Origin of the sequence: Stakelama pacifica (assembly GCF_004361835.1) — a bacterium.
Classification (GTDB): Bacteria; Pseudomonadota; Alphaproteobacteria; order Sphingomonadales; family Sphingomonadaceae; genus Sphingomonas; species Sphingomonas pacifica.
The window spans coordinates 1-25,697 of sequence record NZ_SNWD01000007.1 but is presented as its reverse complement, the minus strand read 5'-3'; the positions used below and the strand labels follow the sequence as shown (position 1 = coordinate 25,697).

Below are 25,697 nucleotides of genomic sequence, written 5' to 3'. Positions count from 1 at the left end.
GGTCCGGCGACAGGGGAAGCACGCGGGTACTGCGTTCCGCACCGGCCCGAGCCGCGTCCCTCCCCCCGGCGCGTCTCGGGCCGTTTGCATGTCGCGGACCCGATATGCCGTGCACGCGATAAGACGGTCCGGCCGGGTACGCTTGCCCCGGCAGGGACGCCGCGGTTATGGCGCGGCCATGGCACGCAATCCCAGAAAAGCCCTGCTCCGCTATTTCGGCACTATCGGCGTGATCGTCGCGCTTGGCTGTTTCGGCATGCCGCTGTTCATGGACGGCGTAACGGCGAACGATGCGCAGACGCTCTGGTCGCTCGGCGGCACGGTTATGGGCGTAAGCCTCGTATTGCTCGTCGCCAGCTTTTTCGTGCGCCAGCGCCCGTCATGACGCTGACCCTGGTTTTCGCCGCATTGCTGGTAGCCTCTGCGCCATCGCAGGAACGCATGGTCATACCGAACCATGAAAGCGTCGCGGAAAGCGACCTGTGCAGGGTGGAAGGGCGTCCTCGCTTTTCGGGCATTGTCGAACTGCGCCGCGACGATGGCATGCTGATGCGCGAGGTCGGCTGCGAAGGTGGCGAGAAACAGGGGCGCGATCGGCAATTCTACGAGAATGGCACGCTGATGATGGAACGGCACTGGCAGGCGGGAGCGCTGGACGGTGCCTATCGCAGCTGGTTTCCCGATGGCGCGCCCAAAGAGGCATGGACATACGGTCCGAAAGGGCTGGAAGGGGATTATCGCATCTATCACGAAAACGGCCGCCTTGCCGCGCGCGCTCAATATCGTGACGGGAAACGCAACGGTCCCTATGCCGATTATGACAAGCAAGGGCATCTTCTCGAGCGCGGCGACTATCGCCACGGCCGCGCTGACGGCACCGTTGTCGAATATGCGCCCTCCGGTCAGGCGATCAAAGTTACCCATTTCCAAATGGGCCGCCGCACCGGCATTCAGGCGCTGTGGAGCGATACCAACGGCCGTCTGCTACGCCGGTACGAATATTCGCCGGAAGGAGCGTTCGTCAGCGGCTATGTGTGGAATGTCGACGGCAGCTTGCGCCGCACGACCTTTCCCGTTGATATTCCGGGCTATGGGCGGGGATTGAAAACGACCGAATATGAGGGCTGCCTGACCCGCACCATCGTGCAAAGCGGCACCGACGATCCGGCGCGGCTTGCCGAAATCGGCTATTCCTTCACCCCCGATATCTACAAGCTGGAAACGCTGCGACGGGGCGATGCAATCGTCGAACGGGTCGAGGCGTATAATCACAAGCTGCTGTCCGAGCCGATCCATAGGGACAAAGCCTGCGGGGCGGACGAGTCAGCGACGGCGCCATCCGGCTAAACCGCGCCGACATAGCGATCTTCTGCCCGCAGCCGATCGACATCCTGACGAGGGGCGAGGCCGAACAGCCGCCGATATTCGCGGCTGAACTGTGACGGGCTGTCATAGCCCACCGCGAACCCCGCCTCACTCGCGCTGCTGCCGCTGCTCGTCATCAGCCGCCTTGCTTCCTGAAGGCGCAATTGCTTCTGAAACTCGATCGGCGTCATGCGCGTGATCGATTTGAAATGGGCGTGAAGCGAGGATTCGCTCATCCCGGCGGCGGCCGCTATTTCCCCGATCCGCAACCGCTCTTCGAACCGTTCGCGGATAAGCCGGATAGCGCGGCTCACCTGATTGAGATGGCTGTCGGCGCGTGCCTGATGGCGGAGCAACGCACCATGCGGGCCGGTAAGGAGGCGATAGAGAATTTCCCGCTCGATCAGCGGCGCAAGCGTAGCGATGCTGTCCGGCTGGTCGAGCAGCCCGATCAACCGGCAGGCTGCGTCGAGCAAATCAGGGTCGGTCGGATACACGGCCATTACGGGCAGATCGGTTGGCGCTGCGGGCATACCCTGCGACATGATCATGTCGTTCAGCGCGGCAAGGTTCAGGTCGATCTTGCAGCATAGATATGGCTGTTCAGGACTCGCCTCCTGCACATGCCCGACAACGGGCAGGTCGACCGACGCGATCAGATATTTCGTCGCATCGTAAAACAGATGCTGGTCGCCCAGCGACACCTGCTTGGCGCCCTGGGCAATTATGCAACAGGATGCCTCATAGACGGCGGGCACCGGCACACTGACGCGGTCCGCTCGAATCAGCGAGAGATTGGGTATCGCCGTCGCCGAAATACCCTGATTCACGCCGTGATGTTCGATCGCTGCCGCAAGTTCCTCGATCTTCCTCATCGCTCAGCCTTCCCACCGTCCGCGCACGCGCGCAATCGCCATCGTTGCGCTTTTGGAGGATCGTGCAACAGGTTCGGGCAATCCTTCTACCTCCCCCGGCGGGTTCGACCCCATCTGAACTTCAGCAGTAAGAGGGAAAGGACCCGACATGACCGGATTGAATGAGAAAGTGGTGCTGATTAGCGGCGCATCGAGCGGAATCGGCGAAGCAACGGTGCGCGAACTCGCGCATACCGGCGCAAAGCTGTTCATTGGCGCGCGGCGCGGCGATCGGCTGGAAGCGCTGTCGAACGAACTGGGCGATGCGGTGCAATGGCGTGCGCTCGACGTCACGGACGGCGATGACTTCGAAGCATTTGTGAGCGCAGCAAAGGAGCGCTTCGGACGCATCGACGCGCTGGTCAACAATGCCGGTGTGATGCCGCTATCGCCGCTCGCTGCGCTGAAGCGTGACGAATGGAAGCGGATGATCGACGTCAATATCCATGGCATTCTCAACGGCATCGCGGCAGTACTGCCGTCCTTCATCGAACAGGGCAGCGGGCATGTCGTGAATGTCGCCTCAGTGGCGGCACATACCGTATTGCCGACGGCCGCCGTCTATTGCGGGACGAAATATGCGGTCTGGGCAATCACCGACGGCCTGCGCCAGGAGCATGACGACATCCGTTCTACTATCATTTCCCCCGGCGTGACCGAAACCGAACTGGGCAACGACATCACCGATCCCGATGTCGCCGCCGGCCTTAAAGAGTGGCGCAAGAAATCGCTGAAGCCCGACGCCCTCGCCCGGGCCATCCGCTTCGCGCTCGAACAGCCTGAAGGCATCGATGTGAACGAGATTATCGTGCGCCCCACCGCCGCAGATATGTAATCGACGAACCGCCTCGCGAACGCCGCTCTGAGGGGCGGCGTTCGCTACTACACCTCCACCGCCTGCGCGCTGCGACCCTTGCCGCCGAAAATGCGCAGATAGCGTTCGATTTCTGCCGGGTCGCCGGTCGCCTTTTCGGGATTGTCGGACAGTTTCACCGCCGGGCGGCCATTGGCGCTGGTTACCTTGGCGACGATCGAGATCGGGTCGAGCGACGCCCCGCGCGGGTCGCACCCACGAAAATCATTGGTGAGGTTGGTGCCCCAGCCGAAGCTCATCCGCACCCTGCCATGGAAGTGGTGATAGACGCGCTCAATCTCATCGACATCCATGCCGTCGGAAAAGATCAGCCGTTTGGTACGCGGATCGCGGCCATGCGCCTGCCACCATGCGATGATCTGCTCGCCCGCTTCGATCGGGGGCATGCTGTCGGGGCGAAAGCCGGTCCAGTCGGCCAGCCATTCGGGCGCATGGGCAAGGAAGGATTGGGTGCCGAACGCATCGGGCAGCGCGATCAGCAGATTGCCGTCATAATTGGCCTGCCATTCCTCCAGCACGCGATAGGGCGCGGCAGCGACGCCCGCATCGTCCTCAGCCAGCGCGGCGAGCACCATGGGCAGTTCGTGCGCATTGGTGCCGATCGCTTCCAGATCGGCGTCCATCGCGATCAGCACGTTCGAACTGCCGATAAACCGGTCGCCCAGTCCCTCTTTCAGCGCCTCGACACACCAGCGCTGCCACAGAAACCCGTGCCGCCGCCTTGTACCGAAATCGGAGAGGACCAGATCGGGCAGCGCGCGCAGCCGCTCCACCTTGTCCCATAATTTCGCCTTTGCGCGAGCGTAGAGAATATCCAGCTCGAACCGCCCGCGACCGCGCAGCAGCGCGCGCGAACGCAGCTCGTTGACGATCGCCAGCGCCGGGATTTCCCACATGGTCGTATGCGTCCAGTGGCCTTCGAAATGCAGCTCGAACTGCCCGTCCATGACGCGCAGATCATAATCGGGCAGGCGGAAGTCGGCGAGCCAGGCGATGAAATCGGGCTCGAACATCCGCGCCTTGCCGTAAAAGCTGTTGCCCGCCAGCCAGATCAGCTCCTTATTAGTGAAGCGCAGCGAGCGCGCATGGTCGAGCTGATCGCGCAGCGCGGCTTCGTCGATCACCTCGGCCAGCCGGACGCTTTTGGTGCGGTTGATCAGGGTGAAGGTCGCCGACACATCGCGGTGCAGCCGCCAGATCATCTGCAGCATCAGCAGCTTGTAGAAATCGGTGTCGAGCAGGCTGCGAACGATGGGGTCGAGCCGCCAGCCGTGATCATAGGTGCGGCGGGCAATATCGGTAACGGTCATCCGGCGTCCTTGCGGGGGCTTAGCGGGCGGGGCAAAAACGCAGCGGTGCGGTGCGGGCGGCCCGGCGTCAAGTCTTGCCACACCTCAGCCGACCGCCGTCATTGCGAGCGAAGCGAAGCAATCCAGAGCCACCTGCGCCACATCGGAATATATTGGGACTAGCCTGGCTTCACGGAAGCGGGCTGCGGAGTCAGTGTTGCAGCTAATTCCGGCATGCCTCGCAAAACCAAGTCACGGATAAGGCCGTTTTGATCCGCGCGCACGCTGGATTGCCGCGTCGCTTCGCCCCTCGCAATGACGACCGGGACACGCGGCAGCCCCATCAATGAAAGTCCCGCGAATTGGGGAGGATGCGCACATTGCGCGGATGCTGCGGATGTTTGAACACATCGGCGCGCGACAATTGCGCGCGGGTGCGGTGCGTCGCGGATAACCGCCCCAGTTCGGCGGAGCGGTCATGCACCCGCGCACCCATGACATGGATCACGCCTTCCGGGCTTTTCTGCACCTCGCCCTCGACCAGCATCAGCCGCGCAGCCATCACCGCGCGCCGCTGCGCCTCGAACGTGCGCAGCCACAGCACGATATTGGCGATGCCGTCCTCATCCTCGATCGTGACGAAGATCGCCTTGCCCTCGCCCGGCCGCTGGCGCACCAGCACGACGCCCGCAACCTTTACCCGCTGCCCCGCCTTGCAATGGCGCAGCACGGCGCAGGGGGTGACACCCTCGTCATCGAATAGCGGGCGCAGGAACGTCATCGGATGCGCTTTGAGCGACAGGCGCGTCACCTGATAATCGGCGGCGACATGTTCGCTCAGCGCCATTTCGGGCAGCGGGACATGCGGCTCGGCACCCAGTTCGCGGGCATCGGCGGCGGCGAATAACGGCAATTCCCCGACCGGGGTACGCCGCGCCTCCCACAGCCCTTCCCGCCTGTCGAGCCCGATCGAGCGCAGCGCATCGGCATCGGCGAGCAGGTTGAGCGCACGGCGCGGCAACCGGGCATGGCGGGCAAGCTGTTCCACCGTATCGTATGGGCGCGCGGCGCCGATGGCGTCCCCCCATTCCTGCTTGAACCCGCTGATCTGCCGAAAGCCTAGCCGCAGCGCGGGTGAGGCAGGATCACCTTCAAGGCTATTGTCCCAATGGCTGTGATTGATATCGATTTCGCGCACCGTCACGCCATGCTGGCGTGCATCGCGAACGATCTGGGCGGGGGCGTAAAATCCCATGGGCTGCGAATTGAGCAGCGCCGCCGCAAAGGCCGCCGGATAGCGGCATTTGAGATAGGAGGACACCCAGACCAGCCGCGCAAAGGCGATGGCATGGCTTTCGGGAAAGCCATAGCTGCCAAACCCTTCGATCTGCCGAAAACAGCGCAGGGCGAAGTCGCGCTCATAACCGCGCGCGACCATGCCTTCGACCATCTTTTCCTCGAAATTCTCCATCTTCCCCAGATTGCGGAAGGTCGCCATGGCGCGGCGCAATTTGTTCGCTTCTGCGGGGGTGAAGTCGGCGGCGACGATGGCGAGCCGCATCGCCTGTTCCTGAAACAGCGGCACCCCCAATGTCTTGCCCAGCACGCCGCGTAGTTCGTTCGGGTCATGCGGCGGTCCGGGCGAAGGATAGTCGACCTTTTCGCGCTTTTGACGACGGCGCAGATAGGGATGAACCATATCGCCCTGAATCGGGCCTGGCCGCACGATCGCAACCTGAATGGCGAGGTCGTAAAAAGCGCGCGGGCGAAGACGCGGCAGCATGTTGATCTGGGCGCGGCTTTCGACCTGAAACACCCCGATACTGTCGCCCGCGCACAGCATGTCGAACACATCGGGCGCATCGTCGGGGATATTGGCGAGGGTATAGGGGGCAAGCGATGGAGTGCCCCCACCGTGGGAAGAGAAGAACGGTGCTTCGACAGGCTCAGCACCAACGGGGATGGGTGACGCAACGGGCGATGCAGCGGGAGTGGGTGCCGCAACTCGCGCAGCGCGCCCAACCGGCCCCCACACCGTTTGCCCTGAGCCTGTCGAAGGGCGGTCTTTCTTGTCGCGGAGGCCCTCCCGCACCGGATTGATCAGGTCGAACGCCTTTTTAATGCAGGTGAGCATGCCAAGCGCGAGCACATCCACCTTCATCAGGCCGAGCGCGTCGATATCGTCCTTATCCCATTCGATGAACGTACGGTCCGCCATTGCAGCATTATGGATCGGCACGGTTTCGTCGAGCCGATCCTGCGTCAGCACGAAACCACCGACATGCTGCGACAAATGGCGGGGAAATTCGAGGATTTGCTCAACGAAGCGATGCACCCGCGCGATTTCGGGATTGTCGGGATCAAGGCCCCCCTCGCTTGCGCGCGACATATCATAGCGTTTCGAAAAACTGCCCCATATGGTCGAGGACAAACGCTGGGTGATATCCTCGGTGAGCCCCAGCGCCTTTCCCACCTCGCGCACCGCACTGCGCGGGCGATAATGGATGACCGTGGCGGCGATGCCTGCGCGATGGCGACCATAGCGTTTGTAGATATATTGCATCACCTCTTCGCGCCGCTCATGTTCGAAATCGACATCGATATCGGGCGGCTCCTTGCGCTCGGGCGAGATGAAGCGCGAAAAGAGCAGATTATGCTTCGCCGGATCGACTGCGGTGATGCCGAGCACATAGCAGATCGCCGAATTGGCCGCACTGCCGCGTCCCTGACACAATATCCCCGCCCCTTGCGCAAAGCGGACAATGTCGTGAACGGTGAGGAAATACGCGGGATATTTGGCATCGCCGACGATGCGCAATTCGTCCTCCAGCAAGGCGGCGAGATCGGGCCGCCCCTCCGGCCATTGGCGGCGATATTCGCTCCACACCAGTTCGGTCAGCCAGCCTTGCGGGGTATAGCCCGGCGGCACCGGCTCGTGCGGATATTCATATTTGAGATCATCGAGCGTGAAGCCGATCCGCTCCATCAGCCGGTCGATTTCGTCCAGCGCTTCGGGCGCATCGGCGAACAGCCGCGCCATCTCCTCGCCCGGTTTCAGATGGCGCTCTGCATTGGCGGCAAGTTTGCGCCCCGCCGCCTGCACCGTCGTCTTTTCGCGGATCGCGGTGAGGATATCGTGCAGCGGCCGCGCCTCCGGCCCCGCATAAAGCGCATCGTTGATCGCGATCAGCGGGACGCCCGCACCCAGCGCAATCCCCTGCTGCCGCACCAGCATCCGCGCATCGCGTCCGCTGCGCTGCATCACCGCGCCCAGCCAGAGCCGCCCCGCAAAGCGCGTCTTCAGCCGCCGCAGCAATTCCTCCGAAGCGCCCGGCATGGCGAGGAGGGCGAGGTCCGCATGATGCGCCTCCAGATCGGCGAGCGTCAAAATGCATTCGCCCTTTTGCGCGCGCAGATTGCCGGTGGTGAGCAGCCGGGTGAGCCTGCCCCAGCCATAGCGCGTCATCGGATAGGCGATGATGTCGGGCGTACCGTCGGCAAAGGCCAGCCGTGCGCCGACGACCAGCCGGAAAGGCCCTAATTCGGGCAATTCCTCGCGCATCTCCTTCAGCGCGACATGCGCGCGCACCACCCCGGCCACGGTGTTGCGATCGGCAATGCCGATGCCTGTATGGCCGTGGCAAATCGCCGCCTTCACCATATCGGCGGCGCTGCTTGCCCCGCGCAGGAACGAATAATTGGTCGCCGCCGCGAGTTCGGCATAGCCGGTCATGCAAACAGGCCGTGAATATACCAGTCGGGATTGCCGCGCTCTTCATACAGGCCGTGGCGGAACAGCCAGAAGCGGCGCCCCGATTCATCCTCCACCCGGTAATAATCGCGCGTCGGCCCCTCGCCCTGCTCGACGCGCCACCAGGGATAGGCGATCCGCTCCGGCCCTTCGGACAGGCGCACGCGATGCTGCTCCCCCCGCCACTGAAAGCGGCGCGGCGGGCCGTCGGGCACCTCGGCAAGCACGGTGATCGGCTGGGGCGGGTCGAACAGCGTCAGCGGGCGCAGCGGCGGTTCGCCGGGTTCGGGGGCCGGCCATGGCAAAGCGGCGGCTCCGGCGCGCGCCGGGCGGGTGGTCGCGGCATGTTCGGGGAAATGATGGTCGCGCGGATGGAAGCGCCGCACGCTCGCCGCACCGAACCGCACCGCCAGCCGGTCGAGCAGCGGTGCGAGATCGGGGATGCGCGCTTCGCCCCCTTCCAATGGCTGCTGATCGGGATCGAGCGGCTCTGCGTCAAGCACCGCAAAGCGCAGCATATCATAGCCGAAACCGGGATCGAGCGGGTCGGCAAGCGAATCGAGCCGTTCGTCGAACAGGCGCGCAATCACCGCCGGGTCGCGCGTCGCAGCGCCGGTTTCGACGGTAAGCCGCGCGACATGCCCATCGACCCGGAACAGCGCGACCCCGAACCGCCGTCCGCCCGTCCCGGCAAGGTCGAGCGCGCGCGCCGCTTCGTGCGCCATATCGGCGATCACCGCCAGCAACGGGCCGGTGGTCATCATCGGTTCGGCATAGCGCCGCTCGACCTCAATTTCGGGCGCATGGCGGCGCGGGGTGATGCGCGGGTCTTCCTCGCCCAGCAGCCGCGCGAGCAGGACGGGAAGCTGCGGCCCGAACCGCGCGGCGAGCGGCGCGCGCGGGCGATCCGCCAGATCGCCGATGGTGGAAAGTCCCGCTCGGTGGAGCGCAATATGACCATCGCCGTCCAGCGCCAGCGCCTCGACCGGCAGCGCGCGCGGATCGCGGCAGGCGAACCGGGCCAGCGCATGCGCCATATCCGGCGTATCGCCGCGGGCCAGCCGCGCGGTGAACCCGGCACCGGCGAGCCGCGCGACAAGATCGCGGGCAAGCTGTGCCTCAAAACTTTCGGACCGCCCCTGTTGACCGTTCGTGCTGAGCCTGTCGAAGCACGGCCCTGTCTTTGCGCTTCCCCGCTCCGCAAAAACCGCTTCGCATCCGGTAAGGTCGAGGACCAGCCCCGCCTCCCCCTGCGTCGCAACCATCGGGGTATAACGTTCGCACCCATCGGCCAGCCAGCCGAGCAAAGCCGCATCCGCCGCCGCATCATGCGGACAGGCGGCCAGATCAGGCTCGCGCGCCCGCGCATCGGCAAGCGCCATGCCGGGGGACAGGCCAAGGTCGAGCGCAGCGTGCGACAGCGCCGCGATCCGCATCGCGCCGCGCACTTTTTCAACCAGCGCGAACGGCGTATCAGGCGGCGCGACGCCCGCCCGAACGATCCGCTCCGCCGATAGCAGGGGCAGATACGCCGCCAGATAGCGGCGCGCGGAAGCTTTGTTCGTCACGATTCCATTCCAGACGAAGGTCGATCCCCTCTTTCCCGCCGCGGTGACGGATCAGGGTCAGGTCGAAAACAGGATGGCCGGGGGCATCGGCGGCAAGCGCGGCGGAGGGTGCGCTCGCCACCCGCCAGCGGCTGTGCGCGACGCTGGGCACCGGCTGCGCGCACCCACGCGCGACCAGCACCATCATCCCCATGCGCGCGGCGGCAAGCGCAAGGCGGCGCGAGGCAGTCAGGTCGAACGCGCTCGCTTTGCCCGGCATTTCCAGCAACGCAGCGGTCGCCCCGCCATGATGCAGGCTGTCCGCCCCGGCGCGCAGCACCGCCATCAGATCGGGCAGGTCGAGCAGGATCACCGAATCGGGATCGATCCCCAGTTCGGCAAGGCCGGGGCCATAAGGCTGCCCATCGCTGCGCGCCTTTCGCTCGCGCAGCCAGAGCAGCGGCGCACCATGGCCGGTTGCCCGGCACCGCACCGCGCACAGCAATGCCATGGCGAGCGCGGCGGGCGAATCCTGCGGTTCGGCCGCATAAAATTCGTGTAGGCCATCGCGCTTCAACCCGCCGCCAAGCGCACGATCCGCCGCCTCCGACCCCAAAGGGACCGGCGGATGCGCGGAAGCGACAGCCTTTGCCTGCGCGATCGTGCCGCGCAGCCGGGCGAGAAGGGCCGACTCGGATTGCATAGTGTGTTCTCTATATGTTCTATGATGCGCTCCCCGCAATCAGAGTCAAGTCCGTGCCAGCCCCAATAGGATACAGATTGCCGCCATGACGTTTATAGAGGCGATGATGACCACCAATCTTGCCCGTGCGGCGTTTCTGCCGCTGCTGTTCGCCGCCGCCCCTGCCGCCGCGCAGCAATCGCCCCAACCAGCCGTTCAGGCCGCACCCGATGCGCAGCCGCAATGGAGCGACGCCGATATCGCGCAGCTCGCCCAGGCAGTGGCGATGACGAAGCTCGAAGGGCTCGATCCCGCCAGCTATGACGTCGCATCGCTGAAAAGCATGACCGGGGCAGCACGGGACGCGGCGGCCAGCAAGATCGCGCTGAAACTGGCGCATGATTATTATGTCGGCGCAGGCACGTCCGCGAAAAACTGGCTCTTCGACCGCGGCCATCCCGATTATCGCGGCTGGCTTGCCAAAGCGGTGGCGCAGCATCGCGTCGGCGAAGCGCTGGAGGAATTATTGCCGCGCAATCCCGATTATGCCGTGCTGCGTTCGGCGCTCTCCAAATGCACGGTGGCGGCACGGTGCCGGACGATACGAATCAATATGAACCGCTGGCGCCGCCTGCCGCGCGATCTGGGCGAACGCTATGTCTGGGTGAATCTGCCCGCCTATCGCGTCGACCTGATCGACGGGCGCAAGGTCGCACAGTCTCACCGCGCGATCATCGGCAAGACCGCCACTGAATCCCCCGCCTTTGCGAGCACGATCACCGGCGTCACCGTCAATCCATGGTGGAACGTGCCGCAAAGCATCGCCAGAGACGGGCTGGCCGCACGCGTGCGCGCCAATCCAAAGGCGGAGGCGCGCAAGGGCTATGTCGGCGTAAAGACCGCCGATGGCGGTTTCCGCATCCGGCAAAAGCCGGGGCCGCAAAATTCGCTTGGGCGGATCAAGATCGAAATGCCCAACAACTATGCGATCTATCTGCACGATACGCCCGCGCGCAGCCTGTTCGACAAGGACAAGCGCGCCTTTTCGCATGGCTGTATTCGCGTTCAGAACCCGCAGAAACTGGCCGAAGCGCTGCTCCCCCCGATCGATCGCCCCAGCGTCGCCGAAGCGCTGGCCAGTGGTGAGACACGCACCATCGACGCGCATCCGCAGACCCGCGTATATATCGTCTATCTGACCGCCGAACCCGATCCATCGGCAAAGGACGGCGTCAGGATTCTCGACGATGTATATGGATGGGACAAGGACGAGCGCTGATCCTGAAACCGCTTCCGTCAAATTAGCCGTTTCGACGACCGGACATACGCACATCTACTATAATGGCGATATTTCGTCAGGAGATTGTAATGCGTTTGAAGATCGGCGGCCGGTTGAACATGATCGGCGTCGTGGCGCTGATCGGTTTCGTGCTGATGCTTTGCCTGTCCGCCTATGGCACCAATAGCAGGATGCGGGACGGGGTCAGAGAGGAAACCAAAACCGCAGTCGAGAACGCATATAGCATTCTGGCGCATTATCAGGCGGAAGAGGCCGCCGGCCGGATGACGCGCGAAGCTGCGCAGAAAGCCGCGATCTCCGCCGTAAAGGCAATGCGCTATTCGGGTCAGGAATATTTCTGGATCAACGATATGCGCCCGTCCATGGTCGCGCATCCGTTCAAACCCGAACTGGAAGGCAAGGATCTGTCGCAAAAGGCGGACCCTGACGGCGTTCTGCTCTTCAACGAGATGGTGGATGTCGTCCGCGCACACGGCGAAGGCTTTGTCGACTATAGCTGGCCCAAACCGGGCAAGGACGAACCGCAGCCAAAGCTGTCCTATGTGAAGGGCTTTGCGCCCTGGGGCTGGATCGTCGGCAGCGGCGTGTATGTCGATGATCTGAACGCCGCGATCTTCTCCTCCATTTTCAAACAGACTTTCATTGCGCTCGTCCTGATCGGTATCGTGATGATCGTCACCGTATTGCTGGGCCGCTCGGTCGTGGTGCCGTTGAAGCAGGTTACCGACCGGATGGTGAAATTGTCCGAGGGCGACAATGATACGCCCATCCCCTCCGACCAGCGTACCGACGAGATCGGCGATATGGCGCGCGCCCTCAGCACCTTTCGCGACTCCGCGCTCGCCCGGGAAAAGGCCGAAGCGGCAAAGGCACGGGCCGATAAGGAGCAGCACTTCGTCGTCGAAACCGTTTCGGTGCAGCTCGAACGCCTGTCGCAGGGCGATCTGACCAGCACGATCGATACCGAATTCCCGGCTTCCTACGCCGCGCTGAAGGCCAATTTCAACAAGGCGCTGGCCAATCTGCGCGACCTGATTTCCTCGATCACCGAAGCAACCGCGACGATCCGAACCGGATCGGACGAGATCGCACAAGCGTCCGAAGACCTTGCCCGCAGAACCGAGAGCAACGCGGCAAGTCTGGAACAGACATCGGCGGCGCTTTCGCAGATGAAGAACCGCCTGCACACCTCGTCACAGGCATCCGAACGCACGGTCGAACAGACCAACGGCACGATGACCACGGTCGGTGACGGCCGCGCGACCGCAGAGGAAGCGGTGACCGCGATGGGCCGCGTGTCCGAAAGCGCCAGGGGTATCGACGACGTCATCGAAGGGCTCGACAAGATCGCGTTCCAGACGCGCGTCCTTGCCATGAACGCAGCGGTCGAGGCAGGTCGCGCGGGCGAAGCGGGACGCGGCTTCGCAGTCGTTGCCGACCTTGTCTCTGCGCTTGCCATGCGCGCCGAGGAAGAGGCGGGCCGCGCGCGCGAACAGCTCACCGCGACGCAAAGCGATATCGGCGCAGCGGTCGGCGCGGTGCAGAATGTCGATGGCGCGCTTGCCGGAATCGCGCAAAGCGTCGAGACAGTGCATGAGCTTGTCCGATCGATGGACGCCGACAACCGCGCTCAGGTCACGACGATCAGCGAAATCGCCGGTGCGCTGAACGCCATGGACCAGTCGACTCAGCAAAATGCCGCGATGGTCGAACAGACATCGGCGGGCGCGCGCAATCTTTCGAACGAGATCGGCGGCCTTGCTGCGCGGGCGCGAACGTTCAGGGTGCAGCCCGATACGGGCCGGCCGTCGACCCGCTCTGCAACGCACAGCGCGACGTCTGCGCCCCCGGCATCGGCAGAGCCGATTCCTGCCTGATCGCGAACGGCCCGGCAGCGATGCCGGGCCGCCTTTGCGTCAGTCGTCCGAAATATCGCGGACCCAGATATTGCGGAAGCTGATCGGCGCGCTGGGATCACCATGCGCCTGCAGCTTGATCGGCGCGGGGCCGTGCGCGGTGTAAGCGGGCTTGCCGATATAGACCGTCTCTCCCTTCAGCGCGACATGATCCTGGATCAGCACGCCGTTGAGAAAGGCCGTGACATAAGCGGGCGTCTTCAGCGACCCGTCGGCTGCGAAAACCGGTGCATGCCAGAGCACGTCGATCGCCTGCCACTCGCCGGGCTTGCGCGCCGGATTGGCGAGCGGCGGATATTGTTTGTAGATTGCGCCGACCTGCCCGTTCACGTACGTATCGTTGCGATAGCTGTCGAGAATCTGCAGCTCATAGCCCTTGTCGCCCGGCCCGGTCGAAGCGAGGAACAGCCCGCTATTGCCGCGCCCCTGACCTTCGCCGCTGATATTCGCCGGGATGCGATATTCGAGGTGGAGCTGATAATCGCTGAATGCCCGGCGCGTTTCGATATTGCCCGCTTGCTTGTTCACGGTCAGCACGCCGTCGGCGACAGTCCAGCGCGCCGGGCCGCCGCCATCGACCGCTTTCCACTGATCGAGCGAGCTGCCGTCGAACAGTTTCATCGCGTCCGAAGGCGGTGCGGTGAAACTCTCGCCGCCCGGCGTCACCACCGGCACTTTGGGCGACCATTGTTCGGTATCTTCGGGCTTCGGCTTGTCCTGCGCCATGGCGAGAACCGGCGTCATCATCAGCGCGGCAATCGTACCGCCGATCAGCAATTTCATAGCTCCCACCCCTTTCGATAGGTTCGGTCCAGATAGCGGTTCGCTTGCTGGTTATTGGTGATCCGGCCCGCCGCCCCGTCATATTCGATCGGCGTGGCGGCGCGCATTGCCACGATACCGAGCAGCATGGTTTCGGTGAGCGGCACCGCATCTGCAAAGGGGGAGGAAATCGCCTCCTCGCCGCGGATCGCGCGCACCCAGTTCATCTCATGCCCGTCGATCCCGCCGGCGATTCGCGGCAGGCTTTGCGGGATCGCGGCGGCGCGTTCGGCGGCCCCTGCCCCCATCAGCACCGGTTTCTGGCCATAGGTGTCGTGCATCAACAAGCCATCGCTGCCGATATAGAGCACCCCGCCATCGGGGTTCATCACCGTGCCGGGCGGAAGCCCGTGCGGGCTGGGCGGCATCAGCCCGCCATCATACCAGACCAGCCGCACCGGCCCGCCCTTCGCATCGGCAAACTCGAAATAGGTCATGGTGGCGAGCGGATAGCTGCCGCGCCCGTCGCCGGGCGGGGTGTCCTCGGCCCGATCACTCGGCCCCCAGGGCGAGTGACGAGTCTCGATCCGCGTCGGCAGGCCGGTTTCGAGCGCCCATACGGGAAAATCGATCAGATGCGCGCCCATATCGCCCAGTGCGCCGCACCCGAACGGCTGCCAGCCGCGCCAGTTGAAATGCGCGTATAACGGGTTGTAGCCCCAGCCGGCAGTGGACGGCCCCATCCACACATCCCAGTCGAACCCGGCGGGCGCGGGAATCGCAGCGGGCCGGGCCACCCCCTGCGGCCAGATCGGCCGGTTGGTCCACACATGCACTTCGCGCACATCGCCGATCGCGCCGCCGCGCAGCCATTCGACGACGCGCCGCCCGTCATCGCCCGAATGGCCCTGGTTACCCATCTGCGTGACAAGCTTCGGATTGCGACGGGCAAGGTCGTTCAGCACCCGCCCCTCGCGCACCGTATAGGTCAGCGGTTTCTGCACATAGACGTGCAGGCCGCGTTCCATCGCCATTTTCGCGGCGACGGCATGATGCTGATCAGGGGTTGCGATCAGGACCGCGTCGATATCGCGATGCGTATCGAACATGCGGCGATAATCGGCATATTTGGCGGCGCGGTCATACGCGGTTTTCAGCGCGAGCCGGGACTGGATCGGCTGGCCTTTGCCGTCGACGAACGCTTTGGCGACGTGCGAGAAATCGGGATCGGCAAGCGCCACGATATTCTGACTGGTCAGCCGCTCCATATTGGCAGCGCCCATGCCGCCTGCGCCGATCACCGCGATATTGACCCGGTCGGAGGGCGAGAGGCGGCGCGCGGCAGACGCGCCGTTCGGAAACAGGGTCAGCCCGGCGCCCGTTGCCGCCGCGCCCTTCAGCCATGAACGCCGATCGATCATCCTCGCCCCCTTTTCCTGTTTTCCGGCGCTGTGCCGGTCCGCCGATCACCCATGGTTTTTCTTTTCGGTGAAGACGTTATGAAATCGATCTCATGCTAAAGCCACCCACCCGCCCTGTCCAGCCGCTCGCTAACGCCCGCCATGGCTGTCCGCGCGGCCGCAATGCGGTTAGGAAGCGCAGATGACGACGATCAGAGATGTCGCACAGGCCGCCGGCGTGTCGCGCGCAACCGCAGCGCGAGTATTGTCCGATCCCGGACTGGTTGCCGAAGCGACGCGCAAACGCGTGCTGGAGGTGGTGCAGCAGCTCGGCTATACGCGCAATTCGGTCGCGGCGAGCCTTCGCACCACCCGCACCGGGCGGATCATCGTGACCGTCCCCGACATTTCCAACCCGTTCTTTTCGCGCGTCATCCGCGGCGTCGAAGAAGCGGCGCAGGCGGCGGGCTATGCCGTGCTGCTGGGCGACACGCGCAACGAACCGGCGCGTGAAGAGCAATATGCCGATATGCTGAACCGGCGCGAGGCGGACGGGATGATCTTTCTCGGCCCGCGCCTGCCCAGCGTGCTGGATCGCATCCGCGCGCGCGACGGAAGCCGCGCGCCGATCGTCAATGGCTGCGAATTCACGCCCGGCCTTGGCGTGTCGAGCGCGCATATCGACAATGCGGGCGCTGCGTTTGAGGTGATGGATTCGCTCTACACCATGGGGCATCGTGATATCGCGCTGGTGCTGGGTCCGGCAGACAGTCCGCTCACTCGCGACCGCCTGCTCGGCGCGCAGCGGGCAGCGGCGATCCGCGGGCTGACCGGGCATTTGATGCTGGAGCGCGGCGATTTTTCGATCGAATCGGGGCGTCGCGCCGCTCAGGCTTTGTTTGCCCGCGACGCCCGGCCGAGCGCGATTTTCTGCTTCAGCGACGAAATGGCGATCGGAACGCTCGCCGCCGCCCGCAATGCGCAGATTGCCTGCCCTGCGGAGCTATCGGTCGTCGGTTTCGACGACATCGACATGGCCCGCTATGTCGATCCGCCGCTCACGACGATTCGCCAGCCCATGGCGGAGATCGGACGAAAGGCGGTCGAATTGCTGATCGAGATCCTGGAGGGCAGGCAGGACGTGCCGTTGTGCGTGACGCTGCCCCACCGGCTGATCATCCGGCAAAGCGTCGGCAAAGGGCCCGCTATCGCCGAAACCCCCGAATAAAATAAGACAAATGCGAAAACTGCTTGCAATGAGATCGGTCTCATGATTGGCTGTTCCTAACCGGCGAAGATCGGCAACGGGCGGGGAGAAGGAACGGGCTCAGGCCGTTTTCCGATTTCCGCCGCGAACAGCAAGCGGGAGGACGGGGATGGAAACGGCAATATGGTAAAACTGCGCCTGTCCGCGATGATGTTCGCGCAATATTTTGCATGGGGCGTGTGGCTGGTCCCGCTCGGCACCTATATGAGCAAGGGGCTGCGCTTCGACACGATCATCGGCACGACCTTCGGCCTGATCGGTATTGCGACGATCCTTTCCACCCTTTTTGTCGGCATGGTCGCCGACCGGTTTCTGGCGGCGCAGAAGCTGCTTGGCCTGTTGTCGCTTGGCGCGGGCGCAGCATTGTTCTGGGTATCGACGATCGACAGCTCACCATCGCTGTTCCTGTTCGGGTGCCTGCTGCATTTCCTGTTCTACGCATCGACCATCCCGCTGGCGACGGCGATTGCGTTCAACGCGATCGACGATATCGGACGGGAATTTCCCGCGATCCGGGTCTGGGGCACGATCGGCTGGATCGTTGCCGGGCTGCTGGTCGGCGTGATCAGCGGCGCTGCCGAAACCGCGCTGCCGATGCGGATGGCGGCGGTCGTTTATATCGCGCTCGGCCTCTATGCCTTCACCCTGCCCGACACGCCGCCCCGCGCGCAGCACAAAGTGGTGAGCATCCCCGCGATTTTCGGGCTGGACGTGATTTTTCAGCGCAAGGAACTGTCCTTCTGGGTGTTCATCCTGTGCACGCTGGCGCTGATGATCCCGAAAAGCTTTTACGACACCTATGCCAATCCGTTTTTCGCCGACAAGGATCTGCACATGTCGCTCTTCGGCGCACGCGTGGAGGCGACGGGCATCCAGACGGCAGGGCAGATTTTCGAGACCTTCTTCCTCATCAGCCTGCCGTTCCTGCTGACCCGACTGGGAATCAAGCGGGTGCTGGTCATCGGCATGGGCGCATGGGCGGTCCGCTTCGTCCTATTCGGCTATGGCTATGCCGGCGACACTGCGATCATGCCGATGCTGCTGCTCGGCATCATCATTCACGGCATTTGCTATGATTTCCTGATCGTGTCGGGGCAGATCTATATCGACCGCAAATTCGACATCGCTTCGCGCGCACGGGCGCAGTCCTTCCTCACCCTTATTACGCAGGGGATCGGCATCGTGATCGGGTCGAATATCGCAGGACTGGTCTATGGCATCTATACCGATCCGGCGGGCGGGCATGACTGGCGGCCGATCTGGCTGATCCCCGCCGCGATTGCCTTTGCGATCATGGTGATCTTCGCCATCACCTTTCGCGAGAAGGTGCCTCCGCCGCTTCCCAAAGAAGAGGATGGCGAGGCGACGGTGGTCGGCATATGAGGCAGTATCCGATCCTTCGCCTTGGTCTTGTCGGCGGTGGTCCGGGCAGCTTTATCGGCCCGGTGCATCGTATGGCGGCATGCCTTGATGCCCGCTTTACGCTGGTGGCCGGGGCATTCAGCCGCGACGCCGATAAATCGCGCACGCAGGCCATGGCATGGGGTGTCGAACCGGCGCGCGCCTATGACGGGATCGAGGCGATGCTGGCGGGTGAAGCCGCGCGCGAGGACGGGATTCAGGCGGTTGCGATCGCCACGCCCAATCACAGCCATTTCGCCATCGCAAAGGCAGCGCTGGAGGCGGGCCTGCCGGTCATCTGCGACAAGCCGATGACCGCGACGCTGGATGAGGCGGAAGCGCTGGCCCCCATCGTCGCGACGAATGGCGGGCCGTTTGCGCTGACCTATACCTATACCGGCTATGCGATGATCAGGGAGGCGCGGGCGCGCATTGCGGCCGGCGCCATCGGCCGGGTGCGCAAGATCATGGTCGACTATCCGCAAGGCTGGCTGTCCGAAGCGATTGAGGACAGCAATCAGCAGGCGAGCTGGCGCACCGATCCCGACCGCGCGGGGCAAGGCGGCGCGATCGGCGATATCGGCGTTCATGCCTTTCAGCTTGCCGAATATGTCACCTCCTTGCGCGTTACCGACCTCGTCGCCGATCTGCCGCGCGTGGTGCCGGGGCGGCGGCTGGACGATGACTGCAACATCCTGCTGCGCTTTGCCGGGAATGTGCCGGGTGTGCTGACCGCGTCGCAAATCTCCACAGGCGAGCGCAACGGCCTGCGCCTGCGCGTCTATGGGGAGAAAGGCGGGATCGAATGGGATCATAATGCGCCGGGCGATCTGACGCTGTTATGGCCCGATGCGCGTACCGAAATCCTGCATAGCGGCGGACCGGACCTCGACGAAACCGCGCAGGCGGCGACGCGGCTGCCGAGCGGGCACCCGGAAGGGTTTATCGAGGCATTCGCCACCCTCTATTCCGATTTTGCCGACGCCATTTCAGGCGACAGGAGCAAAGCGGACGGGCTGCTTCCCGGCATTACCGACGGGCTGCGATCGATGCGGTTTGTTGACCTTGCCGTCCGGTCGAACGCAGCGCGGGGCTGGCTTCCTTTTCCCGGAGAAACCCAATGAAGACGATCAAAGGGCCCGGCATTTTTCTGGCACAGTTTCTGGGCAAGGAAGCGCCGTTCGACACGCTCGACCATATGGCCGAATGGGCGGCGGGGCTTGGCTATAAAGCGGTGCAGGTGCCGTGCACGCCGCAGCTGATCGATCTGGAAACTGCCGCGGAGAGTCAGTCCTATTGCGACGACCTGCGTGCGCGGCTCGACCGGTTCGGGATCGAGATCAGCGAGCTTTCGACCCATTTGCAGGGGCAGCTGGTCGCGGTGCACCCCGCCTATGACCATCTGTTTGACGGGTTCGCGGCACCCGAGGTTCGCGGCAAACCCGCCGAGCGTCAGGCATGGGCGGCCGGGCAGGTGAAGCTCGCCGCATGCGCCAGCCGCCGCCTCGGGCTCACCGCCCATGCGACCTTTTCGGGCGCGCTTGCATGGCCCTATGTCTATCCCTGGCCGCAGCGCCCGGCAGGTCTGATCGAGGAAGCCTTTGCCGAGCTCGCCCGGCGCTGGCGACCCATCCTCGATGTGTTCGAGGATGAGGGCGTCGATGCCGCCTATGAACTTCATCCGGGCGAGGATCTGCACGATGGCGTGACGTTCGAGCGATTCCTCGACGCAGTGGACCATCATCCGCGCGCGCGCATCCTCTACGATCCCAGTCATTTCGTACTGCAACAGCTGGATTATCTCGATTTTATAGATATTTATCATGAAAGAATCAGTTGCTTTCATGTGAAGGATGCCGAGTTCAATCCTAATGGCCGGGCGGGCGTCTATGGCGGATATCAAGGCTGGGTCAACCGGCCGGGGCGGTTTCGTTCGCTGGGCGACGGGCAGGTCGATTTCGGGGCGATCTTCTCCAAAATGGCCGCCTATGATTATGCGGGCTGGGCAGTGCTCGAATGGGAGTGCGCGCTGAAACATCCGGAGGATGGCGCAGCAGAGGGCGCGCCGTTCATCCGCGACCATATCATCCGCGTCACGCCCCATGCTTTTGACGATTTCGCCGCCAGCGGTGTCGACAGGGCCGCTAATCGCCGGCTGCTCGGTCTGAGCGGGGGCGGAGCTACAGAATGATCCGAGGAGATATCCGATGAAGTTTGCGTACGGATTTGCTGCAACCGGGGTGGGGTTTGCCGCGCTGCTATGCGCGACCGCTCCCCTGCCCGCCCAGAGCGCGAGCGAGGGCGCGCGTGCCTTTGCGATGTGCAAGGCGTGCCATACGGTCGAAAGCGGCGGGGCGAACCGGCTCGGCCCCAATCTGCACGGCCTGTTCGGGCGTCAGGCAGGGACATTGCCGGGATATCGTTATTCGCCCGCGATGCAGAAATCAAAGATCCGCTGGGACATGAAGTCGCTCGACGCGTTCCTCGCCGCCCCGACCAAGGCGGTGCCGGGCACCAAGATGCCGATCGCGGTGGCCGACCCGAAAAAGCGCGCTGCGATCATCGCGTATCTCAAAACCGAAACGGCGGACTGAGCGAAAGGCGAACGATGCGGCGGCGAACAGGCATGATGGGGCAAGGGGTTCGGACATGAAGACAAGCCGCCGCACGATGATCGGTGCATCCGCACTGGGCCTTGGCCTTGCGAGCGTCGCCCGGGCCGGAGCGCAGACGAGCAACGCAGCCCGCTTTTCGCTGAAATTCGCGCCGCATGACGGCAGTTTCGCGAGCCGGGGCGACGTGCTGGAGCAGATCGCCTTTGCCGCCGATCAGGGCTTCACCGCATGGGAAGATAATGAGGCCGCCGCGCGCCCGGTCGCGCAGGTCGATGCGATGGCGAAGGCGCTTCGCCGGCGCGGGATGACCATGGGTGTGCTGGTTGCGAGCATGCCGAAATGGTCGCAATTCCGCCCCGTGCTCGGTGCCGATAGCAAGGAGGATCGCGAGGCGTTTCTCGCCGACCTTCTTCCCGCGATCGAAGTCGCCAGGCGGATGGACGCGAAATGGCTGACGATCGTGCCGGGCTTCGTCGATTCCCGCGTGCCGCAGGAGATTCAGACCGCGCGCGTCATCGCGCTGATGCGGCAGGCGGGCGAGATTGCGGCGAAGCACGGCAAGATACTGGTGATGGAACCGCTCAACACCATCACCAACCATCCCAACGCCTTTTTGCGCACGATCCCGCAGGGCTATATGATTGCGACCGGTGCCGACAGTCCGGGCATCAAGGTGCTGGCGGACCTGTATCATCAGCAGATTCAGGCGGGCAATCTGATCCCCACGCTCGACAGCTGCTGGGACCAGATCGGCTATATCCAGTTCGGCGACAATCCCGGCCGCAACGAACCGGGCACCGGCGAGATCAATTATCGCAATGTCGTCCGGTGGCTGCGCGGGCGCGGCTATGCCGGGGTGATCGGCATGGAACATGGCAATTCGATACAGGGGCGCGCGGGCGAGGAGCGGCTGATCGCTGCCTATCGCGCGATCGACGCGGCATGAACCGGACGCCGCCCTTCATCAGAACGACAATCCGTGCGTTACCAGGGGAGAGCGAGAGATGATCAACCGGAGAAGCGCGCTGGCGGGCATGGCTGCGCTGTTCGCCGCGCCGTTATATGCGCCTATCGCGCGGGCGGCGGGGATCGAGGGCAAGCCCACCCGCCCCGTTATCAGCGAAGGCCCGCCCAGTGTACAGGTCTTCAACCCGCGCCAGCGCGCGGCGATGGTAGCGCTGTCCGAACGGATCATGCCTGCCACCGACACGCCCGGCGCGATCGAGGCAGGCGTTCCCGAATATATCGAAAAGCTGCTCGCCGACTGGTCCTACCCCGCCGAGCGGGTGCCGGTCCTTGCCGGGCTGGATGCGATGCACGAGCTAAGCATGCAGGCGTATAAGCTCCCCGTCGATCAGGCGAGCCCGGAGCAGCAGGATGCGCTGCTGACCTCCGCGATGACCGACACGGCAGGCATTGGCGCGGACTTTTTCGAAGCGTTCCGCCAGCTCGTGCTCACCGGCTATTACACGTCGGAAATCGGCATGACGCAGGAACGCGAATATCTGCCCGTCCCCGGCGAATATGACGGCGCCTATCTGTATTCCAACATCAACAAGGTGTTCACGGCATGATGTCGAACCGACGCTCGTTTCTTGCAGGTGCCGCCGGCATGGCCGCCCTCGGTACACTGGGCATGCCCGCTTTCGCCCGTGCCCATCAGGTAGGTCCGATCGGCCTGCAACTCTTTACGGTGCGCGACCTGTTCGCCGCCGATCCGGTCGATACGCTAAAAAAAGTCGCGGCCATCGGCTATCGCGAGGTCGAATTCGGCGGCGGTAACTATACCGCGATGGATCAGAACATGCTGCGCGATGCGCTCGCGCGCTTCGGCCTCACTGCGCCCTCGTTGCATATTCCGATCGAATTGCTGTCGAGCGATTTCGGTGCCGCCGAGAAAATCATGAACGCGCTCGGCGCGAAGACGATCATCCTGCCCTGGCTGAGCGAGGATTATCGCTCCGAAGCGGCGTTCGCGAAGCTGATTCCCCAAATCAACCGGATCGCCGGACAGGCGCGCGATGCGGGGCTTGGCTTTGCCTATCATAATCACGATTTCGAATTTCTGATCCCCGGCCACGGCACCAGCCTGTACGACCGGCTGGTCGCCGATACCGATCCGGCACTCGTCGGGTTCGAGCTCGACCTCTACTGGGCGGCGCATGCCGGGGTCGATGTCGCGAAGCTCATCGACCGGCTATCCGACCGGCTTTTCGCCTTTCATGTGAAAGATATGAAGAAAGACGGATCGATGGCGCCGGTCGGCACCGGCACGATCGATTTCGCCCGCCTCTTCGCGCTGCCGGGCGCGAGCGGCGTCGAGCATTTCTATGTCGAGAATGATCAGGCGCCTGCGCCCTACATCCCCGACATCACCACCAGTTTCCGTAATCTGCGCGCGCTGCGCTGGTAAGAAAGGGGCAGCATCATGGCATCGACCAATGGTTTCGACGCGATTGTAATCGGTTCCGGGGTGAGCGGCGGATGGGCCGCGAAGGAGCTTACCGAAAAGGGGATGCGCGTCCTGATGCTCGACCGCGGCTATATGGTCGAACACGGTTCGGGCTATCCGTATGACGGCACGCCCGCCTTCGACCTTCCCGCGCGGGGGAACGTGCCGCAGCCGATCATCGACAGCGATTATTTCATCGCCAAGCACGGCTATGTGAGCAGCAGCAACGTCCAGTTCTATAATGACGATCGGCTGAACCCCTATGCCTTTGACGAGGGCGAGGCGTTCCGCTGGATCAGGCCCGCGGCGGTAGGCGGAAAGTCGCTGATCTGGGGCCGCTGGTGCTTCCGCTGGAGCCCCGCCGATTTCGAAGCGAACAAGCGCGAGGGGGTAGGCGGCGAATGGCCGATCGGCTATGACGAGCTTGCCCCCTGGTACAGCTATGTCGAAAATTATGCCGGGGTGTCGGGATCGCGCGAGAACCTTGCCTATCTGCCCGACAGCGAATTTCAGCCGCCAATGCCGATGAACATCGCGGAGAAATGGCTGAAGGAGCGGCTTGAGGCTCAGTTTCCGGGGCGCAAGCTGATTCATGCGCGCGTGTCGAACATGACCGAGGACAAGCCCGAGCAAAATCGCACCCGTTGCCAGTATCGAAACCAATGTTCGAACGGCTGTTCGTTCGGTGCCTATTTCTCGACTCAGGCGGTAACCCTCCCCGCCGCGCGCGCCACCGGGCGGCTGACCGTCCGGCCCAACGCCGTCGTGTCGAACCTTGAATATGATCCGGCGAGCAAGCGCGTGACCGGCGTGCGCTTCGTCGATGCCGAGACCGGACAGGCGGAAGTGGTGAAGGCCGATCTGGTCTTTCTGTGCGCCTCCGCCATGGCATCGGTGCAGATCCTGATGAATTCGCAGGCGCCGGGGAGCGGGAAAAGCTGGTTCGACACCAGCGGCACGCTCGGCCGCTATGTCATGGATCATATCTTCCGCGTCAGCATTTCGGGCGATGTTCCGGGAATGACCGATTATATCGAATATGGCCGTCGCCCCGGCGGGGTCTATGTCCCTCGCTTCCGCAATATCGACGGCGAGGAAGATGTCGGTTTCCGTCGCGGCTATGGCTATCAGGGCAGCGCCTGGCGCTATGGCGCACAGCCCGAGGGCTTTGGGGCGGCGATGAAGGAAGGGATGCGGCGCTATGCCCCCTGGCGATTCAGCATGGGCGCATTCGGCGAATGCCTGCCCTATGAAGATAATCGCGTCAGCCTGCACCCGACCAAAGTCGATCGTTTCGGCATTCCGCAAATGGTCTTCAACGTGACCTTCCGCGACAATGAACTCAAAATGATGGCCGATGCGCGCGAACAGGGCGAGATCATGCTGCGCAAGGCAGGGCTGCTTCATGTGAAGAGCAGCGAGAGCGAGCATGTCCCGGGCGATGCGATCCACGAAATGGGCGGCGCGCGAATGGGCGCCGATCCGCGGAGCTCGGTGCTCAACGCATGGAGTCAGGCGCATGCCGCGCCCAATCTGTTCGTGACCGACGGTGCGCAAATGGCGTCGACCTCCTGCGTCAATCCGTCGCTGACCTATATGGCCCTTACCGCGCGCGCGGTGGATCATGCGGTGCGTCAGAAACAGGCAGGCGCGATCTGATTTCGGAAGGCGACGCGCTGCGTATCTCGATCGGGCGATGGCGCACGGCGGCGCCCCGATCGACGCGCTCGCCGCGACCGCAGAGGCGATTGTGGCAGAGCGGTCAGGTTCTGCCCGAGTAAGGGATAAGCGCTGCGAGCGATCCTGCAGGGCAATTCACGCCGGTATGCCGCCCGCCGACCAAAAACATGTTGCCAGCACATCCGCCAGACCAGCTGGTCCGCCGCCGGCCGACACGGTGCGCGATCCGGGGGGATCTGTCGGGAGCGGGTCAACTGCCGGGCTATAGACCCGGAGGTTCCCGTCCCGCTGGCCGAAATCGCCCCGGAGCGAGGCCGTTCGCTGCGTGATGTCGTCTGCATCGGTCGGTGCCTTGAAACATCTCGCGATGCTATTGCAGGTTCCGAACGTGGTCTGAGCCCCTAGATTTCCTCCATTGATAGGTAGAGTCCGGCCTTCGACAAGGAGACGGACGAATGAAGCGATCGAGGTTCAGCGAGGAG

21 protein-coding genes are annotated in these 25,697 nt (G+C 63.7%); 14 read left to right on the top strand and 7 right to left on the bottom strand.

The window, feature by feature from the left end; genetic code table 11:
• The first annotated feature begins 178 nt into the window (after nucleotides 1–178).
• Together EV664_RS10925 and EV664_RS10920 are read left to right on the top strand one after the other, a co-directional pair.
• On the top strand, nucleotides 179–385 hold the full coding sequence (locus EV664_RS10925; protein ID WP_133495757.1) for a hypothetical protein: 207 nt from the start codon (nucleotides 179–181) through the stop codon (nucleotides 383–385).
• On the top strand, nucleotides 382–1,347 hold the full coding sequence (locus EV664_RS10920; protein WP_133495756.1) for a toxin-antitoxin system YwqK family antitoxin: 966 nt from the start codon (nucleotides 382–384) through the stop codon (nucleotides 1,345–1,347). The genes EV664_RS10925 and EV664_RS10920 overlap by 4 nt, the downstream gene beginning before the upstream one ends.
• On the opposite strand, the gene EV664_RS10915 is transcribed toward EV664_RS10920, so the two are convergent.
• Nucleotides 1,344–2,240 carry an AraC family transcriptional regulator gene (locus EV664_RS10915; protein WP_133495755.1) on the bottom strand — a complete coding sequence of 299 codons (897 nt, stop codon included), beginning with the start codon at nucleotides 2,238–2,240 and terminating at the stop codon, nucleotides 1,344–1,346. The two genes, EV664_RS10920 and EV664_RS10915, sit on opposite strands and share 4 nt — an antisense overlap.
• 148 nt (nucleotides 2,241–2,388) lie before the next feature.
• Here EV664_RS10915 and EV664_RS10910 point away from each other — a divergent pair, with 148 nt between their 5' ends.
• Nucleotides 2,389–3,114: an SDR family oxidoreductase gene (locus EV664_RS10910; RefSeq protein WP_133495754.1), complete on the top strand. Its 726-nt coding sequence runs from the start codon at nucleotides 2,389–2,391 to the stop codon at nucleotides 3,112–3,114.
• A gap of 47 nt (nucleotides 3,115–3,161) precedes the next feature.
• On the opposite strand, the gene pncB is transcribed toward EV664_RS10910, so the two are convergent.
• The 4 genes from pncB to EV664_RS10890 all read right to left on the bottom strand — a co-directional run bounded on the left by pncB (nucleotide 3,162) and on the right by EV664_RS10890 (nucleotide 10,443).
• Complete coding sequence (gene pncB, locus EV664_RS10905) at nucleotides 3,162–4,463, bottom strand: nicotinate phosphoribosyltransferase (protein WP_133495753.1); 1,302 nt, start codon at nucleotides 4,461–4,463, stop codon at nucleotides 3,162–3,164.
• Between the two features lie 322 nt (nucleotides 4,464–4,785).
• The gene (dnaE, locus tag EV664_RS10900; protein ID WP_133495752.1) at nucleotides 4,786–8,175 is read right to left on the bottom strand and encodes a DNA polymerase III subunit alpha; all 3,390 of its coding nucleotides are present in this window, start codon (nucleotides 8,173–8,175) and stop codon (nucleotides 4,786–4,788) included.
• Complete coding sequence (locus EV664_RS10895) at nucleotides 8,172–9,761, bottom strand: DNA polymerase Y family protein (RefSeq protein WP_308423523.1); 1,590 nt, start codon at nucleotides 9,759–9,761, stop codon at nucleotides 8,172–8,174. Before EV664_RS10895 ends, dnaE begins: the two co-directional genes overlap by 4 nt.
• Entirely contained in the window at nucleotides 9,667–10,443 is a 777-nt protein-coding gene (locus EV664_RS10890; RefSeq protein ID WP_133495750.1) for a hypothetical protein, read from the bottom strand. Before EV664_RS10890 ends, EV664_RS10895 begins: the two co-directional genes overlap by 95 nt.
• A gap of 85 nt (nucleotides 10,444–10,528) precedes the next feature.
• Between EV664_RS10890 and EV664_RS10885 the strand changes: the two genes are divergently transcribed.
• Nucleotides 10,529–11,701 carry a L,D-transpeptidase family protein gene (locus EV664_RS10885; RefSeq protein WP_133495749.1) on the top strand — a complete coding sequence of 391 codons (1,173 nt, stop codon included), beginning with the start codon at nucleotides 10,529–10,531 and terminating at the stop codon, nucleotides 11,699–11,701.
• 89 nt (nucleotides 11,702–11,790) lie between these two features.
• Entirely contained in the window at nucleotides 11,791–13,599 is a 1,809-nt protein-coding gene (locus tag EV664_RS10880; RefSeq protein WP_229668224.1) for a cache domain-containing protein, read from the top strand.
• Between the two features lie 39 nt (nucleotides 13,600–13,638).
• Here the strand turns inward: EV664_RS10880 and EV664_RS10875 are convergent, their stop codons facing one another.
• The gene (locus EV664_RS10875) at nucleotides 13,639–14,421 is read right to left on the bottom strand and encodes a 3-keto-disaccharide hydrolase (protein ID WP_133495748.1); all 783 of its coding nucleotides are present in this window, start codon (nucleotides 14,419–14,421) and stop codon (nucleotides 13,639–13,641) included.
• Entirely contained in the window at nucleotides 14,418–15,821 is a 1,404-nt protein-coding gene (locus tag EV664_RS10870; RefSeq protein WP_133495747.1) for a Gfo/Idh/MocA family protein, read from the bottom strand. The genes EV664_RS10875 and EV664_RS10870 overlap by 4 nt, the downstream gene beginning before the upstream one ends.
• Nucleotides 15,822–16,002: 181 nt before the next feature.
• On the opposite strand from EV664_RS10870, the gene EV664_RS10865 reads away from it, so the two are divergent.
• The 9 genes from EV664_RS10865 (at nucleotide 16,003) to EV664_RS10825 (ending at nucleotide 25,194) form a co-directional block, all read left to right on the top strand.
• The gene (locus EV664_RS10865; protein ID WP_133495746.1) at nucleotides 16,003–17,028 is read left to right on the top strand and encodes a LacI family DNA-binding transcriptional regulator; all 1,026 of its coding nucleotides are present in this window, start codon (nucleotides 16,003–16,005) and stop codon (nucleotides 17,026–17,028) included.
• A 162-nt stretch (nucleotides 17,029–17,190) separates the two neighbouring features.
• Nucleotides 17,191–18,450, top strand: coding sequence for an MFS transporter (locus tag EV664_RS10860; RefSeq protein WP_133495745.1), 1,260 nt, complete (start codon nucleotides 17,191–17,193; stop codon nucleotides 18,448–18,450).
• The gene (locus tag EV664_RS10855) at nucleotides 18,447–19,592 is read left to right on the top strand and encodes a Gfo/Idh/MocA family protein (protein WP_133495744.1); all 1,146 of its coding nucleotides are present in this window, start codon (nucleotides 18,447–18,449) and stop codon (nucleotides 19,590–19,592) included. The genes EV664_RS10860 and EV664_RS10855 overlap by 4 nt, the downstream gene beginning before the upstream one ends.
• On the top strand, nucleotides 19,589–20,659 hold the full coding sequence (locus EV664_RS10850; RefSeq protein WP_133495743.1) for a sugar phosphate isomerase/epimerase family protein: 1,071 nt from the start codon (nucleotides 19,589–19,591) through the stop codon (nucleotides 20,657–20,659). Before EV664_RS10855 ends, EV664_RS10850 begins: the two co-directional genes overlap by 4 nt.
• A 16-nt stretch (nucleotides 20,660–20,675) precedes the next feature.
• Nucleotides 20,676–21,062 (top strand): c-type cytochrome, encoded by a 387-nt coding sequence (locus tag EV664_RS10845; protein ID WP_133495742.1) that lies wholly within the window; start codon nucleotides 20,676–20,678, stop codon nucleotides 21,060–21,062.
• A gap of 55 nt (nucleotides 21,063–21,117) precedes the next feature.
• On the top strand, nucleotides 21,118–22,029 hold the full coding sequence (locus tag EV664_RS10840) for a hydroxypyruvate isomerase family protein (RefSeq protein WP_133495741.1): 912 nt from the start codon (nucleotides 21,118–21,120) through the stop codon (nucleotides 22,027–22,029).
• Between the two features lie 58 nt (nucleotides 22,030–22,087).
• Nucleotides 22,088–22,657 (top strand): gluconate 2-dehydrogenase subunit 3 family protein, encoded by a 570-nt coding sequence (locus EV664_RS10835; protein WP_133495740.1) that lies wholly within the window; start codon nucleotides 22,088–22,090, stop codon nucleotides 22,655–22,657.
• Nucleotides 22,654–23,496, top strand: coding sequence for a sugar phosphate isomerase/epimerase family protein (locus EV664_RS10830; protein ID WP_133495739.1), 843 nt, complete (start codon nucleotides 22,654–22,656; stop codon nucleotides 23,494–23,496). The genes EV664_RS10835 and EV664_RS10830 overlap by 4 nt, the downstream gene beginning before the upstream one ends.
• Nucleotides 23,497–23,511: 15 nt before the next feature.
• On the top strand, nucleotides 23,512–25,194 hold the full coding sequence (locus EV664_RS10825) for a GMC oxidoreductase (RefSeq protein WP_133495738.1): 1,683 nt from the start codon (nucleotides 23,512–23,514) through the stop codon (nucleotides 25,192–25,194).
• The last annotated feature ends 503 nt before the right edge of the window (nucleotides 25,195–25,697 follow it).